15 protein-coding genes are annotated in these 13,321 nt (G+C 69.1%); 2 read left to right on the forward strand and 13 right to left on the reverse strand.

The window, feature by feature from the left end:
* Positions 1 to 314: 314 nt before the first annotated feature.
* From JOY88_RS05550 to JOY88_RS05595, 10 genes are all read right to left on the reverse strand, one after another.
* Positions 315 to 1,553: an esterase/lipase family protein gene (locus tag JOY88_RS05550; RefSeq protein WP_293501063.1), complete on the reverse strand. Its 1,239-nt coding sequence runs from the start codon at positions 1,551 to 1,553 to the stop codon at positions 315 to 317.
* On the reverse strand, positions 1,535 to 2,596 hold the full coding sequence (locus tag JOY88_RS05555) for a CrpP-related protein (protein ID WP_293501065.1): 1,062 nt from the start codon (positions 2,594 to 2,596) through the stop codon (positions 1,535 to 1,537). The genes JOY88_RS05550 and JOY88_RS05555 overlap by 19 nt, the downstream gene beginning before the upstream one ends.
* A gap of 156 nt (positions 2,597 to 2,752) precedes the next feature.
* The gene (locus JOY88_RS05560) at positions 2,753 to 2,977 is read right to left on the reverse strand and encodes a hypothetical protein (RefSeq protein ID WP_293501067.1); all 225 of its coding nucleotides are present in this window, start codon (positions 2,975 to 2,977) and stop codon (positions 2,753 to 2,755) included.
* Positions 2,978 to 3,049: 72 nt separating this feature from the next.
* The gene (locus JOY88_RS05565; RefSeq protein WP_293501069.1) at positions 3,050 to 3,262 is read right to left on the reverse strand and encodes a cold-shock protein; all 213 of its coding nucleotides are present in this window, start codon (positions 3,260 to 3,262) and stop codon (positions 3,050 to 3,052) included.
* Between the two features lie 270 nt (positions 3,263 to 3,532).
* Positions 3,533 to 3,721, reverse strand: a complete 189-nt coding sequence (locus JOY88_RS05570; protein WP_293501071.1) for a hypothetical protein — start codon at positions 3,719 to 3,721, stop codon at positions 3,533 to 3,535.
* Positions 3,714 to 4,400: an aquaporin gene (locus JOY88_RS05575; RefSeq protein ID WP_293501072.1), complete on the reverse strand. Its 687-nt coding sequence runs from the start codon at positions 4,398 to 4,400 to the stop codon at positions 3,714 to 3,716. Before JOY88_RS05575 ends, JOY88_RS05570 begins: the two co-directional genes overlap by 8 nt.
* A 2-nt stretch (positions 4,401 to 4,402) precedes the next feature.
* Positions 4,403 to 4,906, reverse strand: coding sequence for an arsenate reductase ArsC (locus JOY88_RS05580; RefSeq protein WP_293501073.1), 504 nt, complete (start codon positions 4,904 to 4,906; stop codon positions 4,403 to 4,405).
* Between the two features lie 10 nt (positions 4,907 to 4,916).
* Positions 4,917 to 5,240 carry an ArsR/SmtB family transcription factor gene (locus tag JOY88_RS05585; protein ID WP_293501075.1) on the reverse strand — a complete coding sequence of 108 codons (324 nt, stop codon included), beginning with the start codon at positions 5,238 to 5,240 and terminating at the stop codon, positions 4,917 to 4,919.
* Positions 5,241 to 5,491: 251 nt separating this feature from the next.
* A complete protein-coding gene (locus JOY88_RS05590; RefSeq protein WP_293501077.1) occupies positions 5,492 to 6,523 on the reverse strand; it encodes a glycoside hydrolase family 43 protein in 1,032 nt (343 codons plus the stop codon).
* Positions 6,520 to 7,479, reverse strand: coding sequence for an alpha/beta hydrolase (locus JOY88_RS05595; protein ID WP_293501079.1), 960 nt, complete (start codon positions 7,477 to 7,479; stop codon positions 6,520 to 6,522). Before JOY88_RS05595 ends, JOY88_RS05590 begins: the two co-directional genes overlap by 4 nt.
* Before the next feature lie 214 nt (positions 7,480 to 7,693).
* On the opposite strand from JOY88_RS05595, the gene JOY88_RS05600 reads away from it, so the two are divergent.
* Complete coding sequence (locus JOY88_RS05600; protein ID WP_293501081.1) at positions 7,694 to 8,293, forward strand: mechanosensitive ion channel family protein; 600 nt, start codon at positions 7,694 to 7,696, stop codon at positions 8,291 to 8,293.
* Positions 8,294 to 8,361: 68 nt separating this feature from the next.
* The gene (locus JOY88_RS23080) at positions 8,362 to 9,759 is read left to right on the forward strand and encodes a GNAT family N-acetyltransferase (protein WP_367269787.1); all 1,398 of its coding nucleotides are present in this window, start codon (positions 8,362 to 8,364) and stop codon (positions 9,757 to 9,759) included.
* A 29-nt stretch (positions 9,760 to 9,788) separates the two neighbouring features.
* On the opposite strand, the gene JOY88_RS05615 is transcribed toward JOY88_RS23080, so the two are convergent.
* The 3 genes from JOY88_RS05615 to JOY88_RS05625 form a co-directional block, all read right to left on the reverse strand.
* A complete protein-coding gene (locus tag JOY88_RS05615) occupies positions 9,789 to 10,427 on the reverse strand; it encodes a response regulator (RefSeq protein ID WP_293501083.1) in 639 nt (212 codons plus the stop codon).
* A 258-nt stretch (positions 10,428 to 10,685) separates the two neighbouring features.
* A complete protein-coding gene (locus JOY88_RS05620) occupies positions 10,686 to 12,290 on the reverse strand; it encodes a methyl-accepting chemotaxis protein (protein WP_293501085.1) in 1,605 nt (534 codons plus the stop codon).
* A gap of 420 nt (positions 12,291 to 12,710) precedes the next feature.
* Positions 12,711 to 13,079: a helix-turn-helix domain-containing protein gene (locus JOY88_RS05625; protein ID WP_293501087.1), complete on the reverse strand. Its 369-nt coding sequence runs from the start codon at positions 13,077 to 13,079 to the stop codon at positions 12,711 to 12,713.
* Positions 13,080 to 13,321 lie beyond the last annotated feature (242 nt).

The following is a 13,321-nucleotide window of genomic DNA, read 5'->3' on the forward strand; positions in this document are numbered from 1 at the left end:
CCCTGGCGGCGTTGTTCATCGCGCCTGCGGCATCAGCGTCTCGCCTTCCTCAAGGCGCGAGTGCTTCCCGATTCGTCGTGGGACACCGCCCTCGGTTCGCCCTCAAATAGTCTGGGACCGGGCGTCGAAATTTACGCGGGACGTAACAATCGGAGTGTCCGAAAAGACTCGACCACGACACTGAGAGCTTCCTTGATTGATGGCTGCAGCATTGAGAGTCGGGCCTGTGCGTTCGCGATTTCAAGCCGCAGCGATGCCGGCTTGCGCTTGCTCCTGTCGCTGCGGCGCTTCATGCCCACGACGAAGGCTGGTCTTCAGTTGAGCCACTGCCGCAGCAGGCCGTGCACCTCGGGGCTCGACAGCAAATCGAGGTGGCCCGTGTCGTACACCACCGCCCGGCGCTCCGGTGCGAATCCAAGGCTGAGTCCGGGATCGTTGTGCTGGCCCAGCGCGCTCGCCACAGGTACCAGGCCATCGCCTAGCAGCCTTGCCTTCATGCTTCCGGATGCCGGGCCGAGGCTGGCGGCAACGGCAAAGCAGCGGGCGCTGTCCGGCAGGTTGACCCGGTCGGCGCGATGCGGTCCATCGTCGCCTGCCGGGCCTTTCAGAATGTTGCCCAGCCGCAGGTCATTGATGCCCGCGCTGCGTACCTTGCCCAGCCGCACCAGCGGGGCTGCGTACGGTGTGGCGCCGAGCAGCAGGTCAACGCCATGGCCTGCGCGTTCAAGCGGTGCGCCCTGGTGGGGTGTGCCCAGGCAGATGAGGTCATTGACGCGCCCTGGCCAACGCAAGCCGCCGCGCTGCATCTGAACGCCATGATGGATGGCGCTGCGTGCCACCAGGCCGCCCATGCTGTGGCCGAGCATCACCAAGCGTTCGACTGGCACGGGCCATGCGCTGTAAAGCCCTTCCATCAGCGATGCCAGGATGCGGCCATTGGTCGACACGCTCAGGCCGCTGTTGTAGTGGAGGTAGACCGGCGTATAGCCCAACTCCCGGGCCAGGGCCTCGCCATGGTCATGTCCCGCGCGACACCACTGCAGGTCGTTCATGCACAGCCCGTGCAGCAGCACCAGCAGCTTCGGCCTGGCACCGCCGAGGCGGGTGCGCAGCGCGTGACGTTCCAACGGGAGGGGCCGACCCGAATGGCGGAACTGCATCGTGATCGCCAGCGGGTTGTCGGTCGTGGCAAGGTGGTCGCCCAGCACGCCGTTGAGGGCCGCCAGGACGGCCTCACGCTCCGCCCGTGGCGGCTGATGCGGATCGGCAGCGGCCAAGGCAGGCGCCAGCCAGCCTAACAGGGCCTCGACGGTGCCACCTGCCAAGTGCGTGACGCCGCGCACGGTCTCGTACACCAGACCAGTGACACCGCCCGTGCGCTCGTCCGCCGCGACTGTCCCGCCCAGGCCAGGTATGCGGGGAAGCGTGACGATGCGCGCGTGCATGGCCTCTACCAGGCTGGCCAGGCCAGCCACGGCATCGGTAGTGAGGCGCGCGGCGCCGCGAAGGTCGGCGGCCTGTAGTAGGGGTTGGGTCATGGCATTGCGCGGCATGGGCCGGTGGTCAGTGTCATGAGCACATCGGCATACCAGGCACAGTTCAATCCCAGCGATTCATCCAGAACCGTGTCCCGCGTGGCCATATCCATGCGGCTGGAGTGAACGCCGAGAAGGCACCAGCGTGGTCGGCCTTCAGCGGCGGGTTCGACTCGCGCGAGCACCGGCGAGCCGCTGCACCCGCGGTGCATGCGTGCGTCGGTGAGGAAGTAGCCTTGCCCCTGGAAACGGACGCCATAGCAGGACGCCACGCTGGCTTGCCGCACCACGGGCAGGTGATGGACGGTGTCGAAGAAGCCGAGTGGGAAGCCCGGAATGGCGAGCCGGTCGCCAACTTCAAACAAGTCGAACCCGACTGGCAGATGCAGCTGCCCGAAGGGATGCACAACGCAGCCAGCCGGCATCGCGGATCGGTCTATCTCGATGGCAGCCACGTCAACCTCTCCGGCGCTGTCGCATGCCTGGCTCCACGCGGTCAGGCCGTCGCGGTGCAGCAGGATCGACAGCGTGGCCAACTGCGTCAGGTCGCGCGAATTGGTATGCAGTTCGATTTCGATGCGGTCGGGAGCATGCCCCGTCGCGGCATCAAACAGGACGTGGCGACTGGTGACCAGGAAGAGACGTTGGTCTCGCTCGAAAAAGAAGCCGCTTGCAGATGTCAGGCCCTTGGGGCCTGCAAAGGTGAGCACTCGGGTGACGCCGAAGAGCGCCTCGTCGTGGACTTGCTCGTTGGCTGCGATGCCCCCAGCGGGACGTGCCGGCGAGATGGTCAGTTGTTGCTGCGAATCGTGGCCACGATCCCACGCGTCGCGTCGATCCAACCAGACCTGTTCGCTCTCACCAGTGGCGCCGGGTTGGTTGATGGTGTCAAGCATCGGGTTCGATGCTTGCGCCTCGCCGCGGGCGGCCGCCTTGGCCCCCTGACGCTGCAGTTCAGCGTGCTCAGCAGAAACGGGCGCAGAAAGCGCTCCGCTGGGTGGCGCGCCCTCGACAACGGGTGCCGCCTCTTGCGGGGCGGGGGGATCGGATCGGGAAGACATGGGACAACTCCGCTCAAGGACTTGTCCCGTCAAGGGCGACGCTTCCGCCGGTGGCGCTTCAAGCAAGCCAGTTTGGGGCAATGTCACTTGCAGCGTGCCCCGAAGGAAATCAATGTACCTGAAAGGCCTGCGGAACAGGCCAGAACCCTCGCCGTTTCAATGGCAGCGGGCCCACGTCAAACCTTGTTCCCGGGCATAGTGAAGCGCCGCTTGAGAGCTGCTGAATTTCGGAGAAAAGCTCATGACGCGGTCGACGCTGGCCATGCCTTGGCCGGAACGGATGGAGACGACGGCATCGAAACCGCCATCACCTCGTGCTCGAGACATCGGCGAAATCATGAACCGCCCGAGTTCAATGTTGTTGTTCTTGTTGTCGTACATGTTGTTCTTGTTGTGTGGGATGAGCCGGTGGATGCCGGCCCATGGCGCCGCAACCGGCGCCGGATCGCATGCTCAGAGCGTGCGAATGTTGGACGCCTGCGGGCCCTTGGCGCCTTGCGTCGCCTCGAACTGCACCTTGGCGCCTTCTGCCAGCGAGCGGAAGCCTCCGCCGTTCTTGACTTCGCTGTGGTGAGCGAACAGGTCCTTGCCGCCGTTGTCCGGCGTGATGAAGCCGAAGCCCTTGCCGTCGTCGAACCACTTCACGGTGCCGGTTTGCGTAGTCATGATGTTTCCTTTGGAAAAGTAGAGATGGAGATAACCCTCCGCAGGCGAAAGCCGGGCGGAGACAGAAACACTCAAGAACACTCACCGGGGAGTTGCTGAAGCGAGCCGCTCGCAAGAAAGGCCAGGGGGTGGCCTGCGGGGCTGCAGTAAAGACCTTAAGAAAACGGTCTTGCGCGAATCTATGTGGGACAGAGTAGCACGTCTGTCAAGGCCTCTACCAGCACGGGGCGATGGGCCCACGGCCGCGCGATCCCTTGGGTTCCTGAGCGGTCAACTTCCCAGGCGCAGGCTGCGATCCCGGATCGAGATGTTCAGACCATGCAGCGAGCCGTACAGCATCAGGATGCGTGGTCGATGCTGCGACGGAGCCGCCACGACCAGGGGCTCGGGCGTAGGAATGTCCAACAGCGCAGGGTTCAGCGCAGGAAACGTCGCGTCGGGAAACAGGCGTTCAGTCATGGCGGGCCAAGGTGGATTCGGTGGAAGGGACGGACGTGCGCGGCAACAGCAGGCGGTGCACGCCCACCGCGAGGGCTGCGCCCAGCAGCTCGGCGACGATGAAGCCCGGCGCGCTGGCCGGCGCGATGCCAGCGAAGCTGTCGCTGAACATGCGGCCGAACACGGCGGCGGGATTGGCGAACGATGTGGACGCGGTGAACCAGTAGGCCGCGCCGATGTAGGCCGCCACCATCGCGGATACGCGGCCTGCCGGCGCTCGCAGGATCACCAGCAGCAGGCCGAAGGTGGCGACGCCTTCCGCGATCCACTGCCCGGTGCCGCTACGCAGCTTGGTGGAGAACTGCAGAAGGCTCATGTCGAACATCGCATGGGCAAGCCAAGCGCCCAGCAGCGCCCCGAGCAGTTGGGCCGCGATGTAAGGGGGCAGCGCAGCCACCGGTAGCTCGCCGCGCCAGGCCATCACGGCGCTGACGGCCGGATTGAAGTGCGCGCCACTGACGGGGCCGAACACCTCAATCAGGATGTACAGGCCACCCACCGTGGCCAGCGTGTTGGCCAGCAGCGCGAGGGCCACATTCCCACCGGACAGCCGCTCGGCCATGACGCCGGAGCCAATGACGACGGCCAGCAGCAGCATCGTGCCCAGCGCCTCGGCCAGGAGCTTGCGGGTCAGGTTCATGGTCAGGCTCTCGCAATCTGGGCGAGGGCCTGCTGCCGCTCCGCTTTGCTCATGGTGGCGAGCGGCAGTTGCAGCAACTGCAACATGCGGTAGCCGAGGGCCTGGCGCGTCAGCTCGAAGGCGCGGCGCTTGCCGTCGTCATCGCCCTCGGCGTTGGACGGATCGGGGTAGCCCCAGTGCACCTTGATGGGTTGCCCGCTGCCGCCAAAGAAGACCGGGCATTGCTCGGCCGCTGCGCTGTCGCAGACGGTGATGACGATAGACAGGGGCGGTGCATCCGGCGTCGTGAACTCGTCCCAGCTCTTGCTGCGGTAGCCGGCAGTTTCGACACCAGCGTTTTGCAGCGCTTCCAGCGCGAACGGATTGATGCGCCCGCTGGGTGCGCTGCCGGCGCTGTAGGCCTGCACGTCCTGGCCGAGCTTGCGGGCCCAGTGGTTGAGCATGGCTTCGCCCAGAACGCTGCGGGCGGAGTTGTGGGTGCAGAGGATGAGGACGTTGGTGGCCATGGCGGCGAGGTCAGCAGCATGGAGCGATCTTGCGCTCCACGGCGCAGGCGGCGCCCTGGCAGCAGTTGTTGGTCAGGTAGCCCAGCAGGCCGTTCATGCGCGCGTAGTTCGCGCGGTAGATCAGGTTGCGACTGGCGCGCTCCTGGGTCACGAGGCCGGCGTTGACCAGCTCCTTGAGGTGGAAGGACAGCGTGGCCGGTGGCGTGCCAAGGCCCTCTTGAATCGCGCCGGGGGTGAGGCCGGACTCGCCCACGACGACCAGAGCGCGGAACACCTGCAGGCGCAGGGGCTGCGCCAAAGCAGCAAGGCCTTTGATGACGTCATTCTCTTCCATGATTCCATTTTTATGGAATTGATGAATCATTGCAAGCAGGGTGGAGGCGATGTGCAACGTCGAACCTTCAAGTCGGGTGCTCATCAGGTCAATCCACCGCTCGCTGGGTCGAGCACTGCACGGGAACCGCGGCACCTCATCGCAAAGGGCGCTGAGGGCCTGGTCCGCATGGGTTCGACACCGGCATCTGCAAGCCTTCGCGGCGGGTACCTGTTCGCCCTCGCCCTCGCGCTCGCGAGTCCGGATCCGGCCTAGGCGTCGCTGCGCGGCTGCAGGGGCCTGGGATCAAGATCGAGGTCGACGCGCTGCCGCCCCAACTCGAACCCATCCGTGCGTTCCCTCACCTCGTACAGCTTCCCCCGCGCATTCTTGAACGGTCGATGCACCACCAGCATCCAGCCGTCGTCCAGCGTGCGGAACAGCATGCCGTGGCCTGAGCCCTTGCTCAGCCACACGGGCAGCTGCTTCCACGGGCCGAACAAATTCCCGGACTCGGAGCGGGCCAGCGTCTGGAAGTAGCCGTCCTCGCCCCAGCTCGACCACAGCATATGCAGGCTGCCGTCGGCCGTGCGATAGAGCTGCGGGCCGTCCGTGACGATGATGCCCAGGCCTTGCTGCGGCCGGGCGACGGGGGAGGCGTCGCCACGGAACAGTTCGCGGGGTGGCCCGATGGCGTGAAGTTCTTCGTCCAGCGGCACGGCGGCGAACGCGCCTACGCGGAGTTGCAGCCATTCGTGGGCGAACACCATCCAGGGCTTGCCGGCGGGGTCGACGTAGAGCGTGCCGTCCAGCGTCATCAAGTCCTTGGACACGACGGGCTCGCCATCGCGAACCAGCGTGAACGGCCCGCCGAGCTGGTCGGCCACGGCCAACACCGTGCTGCGGCGGTAGGTGCGCTGGCCAAAGACGGGGCCGGGCTCGGCCAGTGGCAGGCCTTCGTTGTGGACGGTGACGAACAAATACCACCGGCCGCGCCAGCGGTGCACCTCCGGCGCCCAGCAGCCGTCATTGGCCCATATGCCGGCGGGCAGCTGGAACACCAGCTCGGGCCGGGTCCAGTGCTTGAGGTCGCTGCTGCGGTAGGCCATCACGCCTATCGCCTGCTTGCCGCTGACCGAAGGGGTGTTCTTCGTGAACAGCCAGTAGGTCATGCTGGCCTTGTCGGTCACGATGAAGGGGTCGTGCAGGTCCATCTCGGGCAGCGTCATCGGGCCGGCGGCCAGCGTCCAGGCGGGCAGGCCGCCGGCCAGGGCCGCGCTCGCCAGCAGCTCGCGACGCTTCATCGCGCGGCCTCCTGGGTCAGCAGGCCGCGCTGGCGCAGCCATTCCTCCATGCGCCGCGGCCAGGCAGACGCGTTGCCAAGGCCGTCGCGCATGGCTATGCCGTGGCCACCCTGCTCGAAGACGTACAGCTCGGCCGGCACGCCGGCGCGGGTGAGGGCGTCGAAATAGAGGAGGCTGTTCTGCACCGGCACGGCCTTGTCGCCCTGGGTGTGCAGCAGCAACGTGGGCGGCGTGGCGGCCGTGACCTGCTGCTCGATGGACATCTGAGCCAGCAGCGCCGGGCTGTGCGAGGTGCCCAGCAGCGCGCGGCGCGAGCCGGCGTGGGCGGCGGGACCGGTCATCGTGATGACGGGGTAGACGAGGACGGCGAAGTCGGGGCGGGCACTGGTGCTGTCCAGCGCGGCGCCGGTGCGGCCGTCGGCGTGGTCGAACAGCGTGCTGGCGCTGGCCGCAAGGTGGCCGCCGGCGGAGCTGCCCATGACGCCTATGCGCCTCGGGTCGACACCGAACTCTGCCGCGCGTGAGCGCACGAGGCGGACGGCGCGCAGCAAGTCCTGCAGCGGTGCGGGGTGGCCCCACTCCTGCAGGCGGCTCTTCAGGATGAAGGTGGTGACGCCCAGCGTGCTCAGCAAGGCGGCGTACTGCGTGCCTTCGCGGTGGGCCGACAGGTGGCTGTAGCCGCCACCCGGGCACAGGATGACGGCGGTGCCGTTGGGGCGGTCGACGGCGGGCGGCACGACGGTGAGTGTCGGCACCGACACGTTGCCGATGCTGCCGCTCGCATCCACGCGCTCGGGGCCGAGGTCGCCGCGCGCGGCTGGCGCATCGGCGCGCCGGGCGGGGGGCACGCCTTCGGGCCAGAGCGGCAGCAAGGTCGGCGTGGCCGCCTCAAGGGCGAGTGCGGGTAGCGGTCCGGCCAGCGGCAACAGGGTCAACAAGCGGCGCGTCAGGTTCATGACGGCGCAGTGTGCCGGCCTGATGGCTTGGCCGCAGGCTGCAGCGCCAACTGATCAGCAGATTGATCCGCACGCCCGCCAGTCGGCGTGCGGTATGGTTCCGCCGGCCACCAATCCACTGGTCGGCATGATCGCGTCTCGCGCGTGCCGTGAGTTTCCCTGCCAGGGCGGTGCTCCGTCTTCTGCGGACCGAATCACCACCCCATCGACCTTCATGAAAAAGCTCATCCAATCCCTGCGCGACCGCATGCCGGCCTGGGCCGACTGGCTCGACGTCCTGGTGCCCTTGATCGAGGTCACGCTCATCGGCCTGGCCGCCTGGCTGGTGATGCGGGTGGTCCGCCTGTTGATCCGCCGCGTCACGCGCACCTACGGGCTGCCGGTCAATGTCGCCGCGCTGTTCCTGCGCCTGGTGGCCGTGCTCGTGTATGGCGGCGCGCTGCTGTGGGCGCTGGAGCGGCTGGGCGTGTCGGGCGCGGTCCTCTGGACGGCGTTCACCGGGTTTGCGACGGTGGGGGCGGTCGCGTTCTTCGCCGCGTGGAGCGTGCTGTCCAACCTGTTCTGCACGCTGCTGATCTATGTCACCCGCGCCTTTCGCGTCGGCGACGTGGTGGAGTTGCTCGAAGCCGGCGACAAACCCGGGATGAAGGGCCGTGTGATGGACATCAATCTGGTCTACACCACGCTGCTCGAAAGCGGCGACGCGCAGAGCGGCACCAGCCTGCAGCTGCCCAACAGCCTGTTCTTCCAGCGCGTGCTGCGGCGCTGGCATGGCGGCGCGGCGCCGACGGAGGCCGAGCGGCCGCGCCCCTGACGGGCGCCGGCCCCGGGCCGGACATGACTTTGCGCTCACGGGTGCGGCATGCCCAGAATGGGCTTGCCGTGACGGACCTTGGCTCCGTCACGCCGCTGCCCATGCCCGCATCCCTGCTTACCGCCACCGACCAGATCGCTCCCGAGGCACTGCATGCCGCCTTCGGCCGGGCCTTCGCCGACTACGTCGCCGGCCCCTTCCAGCTGCCGCTGGCGCAATGGCCCGGCTTCCTGCGGCGCCAGGGCATAGACCTGGCATTGGGCCGGGCCGTGCTGGACGCGCCGGGCGGTGCGGTGCAGGCCTTCGCGCTGGTGGCGCCGCGGCCGGGCCTGGCGCGCTGGCGCCTCGCCACCATGGGGGCGCTGCCCGAGGCGCGCGGCAGCGGGGCGGCGGCGCAGCTGCTGCAGGACTTCGTGGTGCGCGGCCGCGCGGCCGGTCTCGCTGCGATGGAGCTTGAGGTTTTCGCGCAGAACGAGCGCGCCGTGCGGCTGTACCGGCGCCATGGCTTCGTCGAGCGCCATGTGTTGCAGGGCTGGCAGCGCGTGGCCGAGGCCGGCGGGGCGCAGGCGCCCGCCGCGGCGTTGGCCGTAGGCGCGGACGCCGCGCTGGCCTGGCTGCGCGAGGCCGAGGCGTGCATCACGGACCTGCCGCTGCAGTTCGGCGCCGACCTCGTCGCCGCGCTGCCGGCGGGCTGGACGGCCTGGCGCCAGGGCCGCGCGCAACTGGTGTTCAGCGGCGATGCGGAGGCCGGCCTGGTCGTGCGCTCGCTGATCGACCTGGACCCGGCGCAGCACGACGCCGAGGCCTTGCTGCGCGGGTTGCTGGCGGCCCATCCGGGCGTGCGCGTCAGCGCGCCGGCGCTGCAGCGGCCCGACCTCGGTGGCGCCGCGCTGCGCCGTTGCGGCTTCGCGCCAGAGGCGCTGCACCAGTTCATCATGCGGCGCGACCTGGCCGGGCCGCTGGTCCGCGACGAGGCGCCGGCCGACCGGCCCGCCGTCGCGGCGCTGATCACTGCGGCCTTCCGCGACCACCCTTTCAGCCGGCACGACGAGGCGCGGATCCTGCAGCGGCTGGACGAGCACGGCGCGCTGACGCTGTCGCTCGTGGCGTGCGATCCGGCCAGCGGCGAACCCATCGCCCACCTGGCGTTCTCGCCGGTGCGCATCGCCGGGCAGGACCTCGGCTGGCTGGGCCTGGGCCCGCTGGCCGTGCGGCCCGACCGACAGCGCCAGGGCGTGGGTCGGACGCTGGTGGAGGCCGGCCTGGCGCGCCTGCGCGTGGTGGGGGCGGCGGGCTGCGTGCTGCTGGGCGACCCGGCCTACTATGCGCGCTTCGGCTTCCGCGCCGGGTCCGGCCTGGTGCTGCCCGGCGTGCCGGCCTCGCATTTCCAGGCGCTGCGGCTGGACGAGGCGCGCGCGCTGCCGGCCGGCACGGTGAGCTACGACGAGGCCTTCGGCGCGGGCTGAGGACGGCGCGATCGCAAGCTGCGGCCGGGTCAGTGCTCGTCGAGGCTGATCATCCCTTCGCGGAGGGCCCATTTCACGAGGCCCGCGATGTCGTTCAGGCCTAGCTTCTTCATCAGCCGGCTGCGGTAGGTGTCCACGGATTTGGGGCTGAGGTGCAAGGCCTCGCCGATGGCGCTGCTGGTGGCGCCCTGGGCCACCAGCAGCAGGATCTGGCGCTCGCGCGGCGACAGCGCCTCCCCATCCGTGCCGCCGCCCTCGGTCAGCGCGGAGGCGGCGAACTCGGCCGCCTGCGGGCTGAGGAAGCGCCCGCCTGCGGCTACCGTCTCCACCGCCTGCAACAGCTCGGAGCTGGCCGAACCCTTGAGCAGATAGCCACGGGCACCCAGGCGCAGCGCCTCCGTGACGTGGCGGGGCTGGTCTGACATGGTCAGCACGATGACGCGCAGCGCCATGCCGCGCTTGTTCAACTCGGCCAGCAGCTCCAGGCCCGAGCGCTGGCCCAGGCGCAGGTCCAGCAGCACGACGTCGGGGTCGAGCCGGCCGAGGTCGGCCAGCGCCGGCGTGGGGCCGGCGGCCTCGCCGATGACCTCGTGGCCAGCCACTTCCAGCACGACGCGCAGGCCGTCGCGCATGATGGCGTGGTCATCGATCAGGTAGATGCGGCTCATCGTTGCGGTGGTCCTCCCAGGTCAGGGCCGCGATGGTGCCATGGCCCGGCAAGGCGGCGACGGGCAGGCGCGGGCATCAGGCGCGCGCGGCCCATGCCGTCCGCCGTCAGCTGCTGCACCTGTATGACGGCGCCGCGCAGCGACGGCTGCAGCCGTGGCGTCAGGTCAGCCGGGCGGCGGGGGGAGGTAGGTGCACCCTTCGCGCCGCACACCGTCCCGCCAGGCGGGAAGGAGCTCCTGCGGGCGGGCGGGCCGGGCTCATGCGGTCACGGCGGCGCCGCTGTTCAGCCGGAACACCCGCACCGACTGCGTCACCAGCTCGGCGCGGTGGGCCAGCGAGATGGCCGACGCCGACAGCTGCTCGACCAGGGCCGAGTTCTGCTGCGTGAAGCCGTCGATGCTGGACACGTTGCCGTTGAGCTCGCCGATGCCGCCGCTCTGCTGCTGCACGGCGACGCTGATGCGGCCGATGAGCTCGTTCATGCGGTCCACCGCGGTCTCGGCCTCCTTGGCCGAGCGCCCGGTGTCGGCCACGATGCGCACGCCCTCCTCGACGCGTGCGCGCGAGTCCTCGGCCAGCTTCTTGATCTCCTGCGCGGCCTCGCGGGTGCGGCCTGCCAGCATGCGCACCTCGGACGCCACCACCGCGAAGCCGCGGCCCGTCTCGCCCGCCCGCGCCGCCTCGACGGCCGCGTTCAGCGCCAGGATGTTGGTCTGGAACGAGATGCCGTCGATGACGGCGACGATCTCGTTGATGCGCATCGTCGCCTCGCGCACGGCGTCCATGCGCTGGCTGGCGGCCACGCTGGTGCTGCCAGTGTGGCGCGCGGCGGCGGCCGTGTCGCGGGCCAGGCTGCTGGCCTGCGAGGCGCCGTCGGCCGTGTGCTTGACGGTGGCGGCCACCTGTTCCAGCGCCGTGGCGGCCTGCTGCAGGCTGCCGGCCTGCTGCTCGGTGCGCCGGCCCAGGTCTTCGCCGCCCGCGGCGATCTCGGAGCAGGCCAGGTTGACGCCGTCCACCTCGCGGCGCACGTCGCCGATGACGGCCTGCAGGTTGACCTTGAGCTGGGCCAGCGCCCGCAACAGTCGGCCCTGGGTGCCGCCGCTGCGGGCCTGCAGGTCTTGCGTCAGGTCGCCCGAGGCCAGGCGTTCGGCGGCCAGCGTCGCCTCGACGAGGGCGCGGTCGCCGCGCGTGCGCAGCCAGGCCAGCAGCGGCAGCATGGTGAGCGCGGCGCCGCCAAGGGCGGCGACGTCAGGGCGCAGGCCCAGCGCGCCCACCGCCGCCATGGCCACGGCGCCAGCCGCCGTGCCTGCGGCCAGCATGGCACCACCCTCCTGCAGCAGCGAGGCGTGGCGGACCAGGCGGCTGCCGATGCCCGGCCAGCCGGCGCGCTGCAGCGCGCCCTTGTGCAGGCGCGTCGCCAGCCTGGGGGACTTGCCGCCGCCGGCGGCGCGGTATTCCTCGCGCATCCGCGCGTACAGCGCCTCGGCGCCGCGTACCTCCTCGCGGCCGGGCTTGGTGCGCACCGACATGTAGCCGCAGATGCCGCGGCCGTCGCGCACCGGCGTGACATTGGCCCGCACCCAGTAGAAATCACCGTTCTTGCGGCGGTTCTTGACCAGGGCCGTCCACGGCTCGCCGTCCTTCAGCGTGGCCCACATGTCGCGGAAGGCCTCGGCCGGCATGTCCGGGTGGCGGATCAGGTTGTGCGGCTGGCCCAGCAGCTCGTCACGGTCGAAGCCGCTGGCGGCGATGAAGGCCGGGTTGCAGTAGGTGATACGGCTTTGCAGGTCGGTCGTCGACACCAGGGGCGCGTCGGCACTGATCTCGTACTCCTGCTGGGTCACCGGTCCGTTGTCGCGCATGCTTGTCTTTCTTTTCCTCGGGGCATTGCGGCAATGTCGGGCAAGACCTGTCGCGGCGGTGTAGGGGATTCTTGTGCGCTGCTGTCGGGGATGCGGGAAACCCCGGATGACTCCCTCGCGCTGGCGCCCCCTGGGGCTTGCTGGCGGGCGATGCATCAGCGGGCGCCGCCGCGCTTCCTTGTCTACATCACAGGGGCGCTGGGGCCATCAGATTTCAACGCTGCCCCGTCCGGACCGGTACGCTTGGCTTGACCGCGGCTGCTTCGTGTTCCGACGGGTTGAGAGGGAGCTCTCCTTCTGCCATGCCTGGCCGTAGCGCAGGGAAACGCCCTTTTCCGGCGGCGACCAGCTGCAGGACACCTACGCATCGCGGTGCGACCGGATCAGCGAGGTGCTAGGGGTAGAGCGTGTCGCCGCGCATCAGGTTGGCTTGCTCTGCCGGCGGAGTCGAGCTTCAGCGGATGCTTGAGCACGGGCCCGTCCCAAGTCGACCGCCGCCCGGACCTCCATCTCGATCGCGCCTCGATCGAACTCCGGCGCTGCGAGCTTCCCGAGTTCGTCGTCGCGCTGGAGCAGCCAGAGCGCCGATGCAACGATGCCGAGGCTGACGGTCGGGTCACCGGACTCGAGGCGCAGCAGCGTTGGCACCGTCACGCCCATGCGCTTGGCCCAGGTCTTCAGCGACTCTTTGCGACGCAGTCGGGCCACAGCCAGGTCCGCACCGAGCTTGTCTAGCGCGGCGATAGTGGATGGCGGCAGCTGTTGGATGGCGCGAGCAGGCTTCGGCATGCAAATAGAATTTATCGAAAATGCCATAACAGGGCAACTCTATTTGCATGTTCGGCGAGCGCAACTGGTCGACTTGGGAATGGGCGGTCCGATGGGAACGCGCAGGGCTTGAGAGGTGCAGTCGCAAAGTATCTGGCGCGCTACGCCAATTGCCGCTCGGAGCTATCGGTAGCGTTGGCCATATCTGCCACGCGACGGAGATCATCCACTGCGCAGCACCACTTGGGTGTCGCCCCCGGCGA

This window comes from Roseateles sp. (assembly GCF_019237615.1).
Classification (GTDB): Bacteria; Pseudomonadota; Gammaproteobacteria; order Burkholderiales; family Burkholderiaceae_C; genus Pelomonas.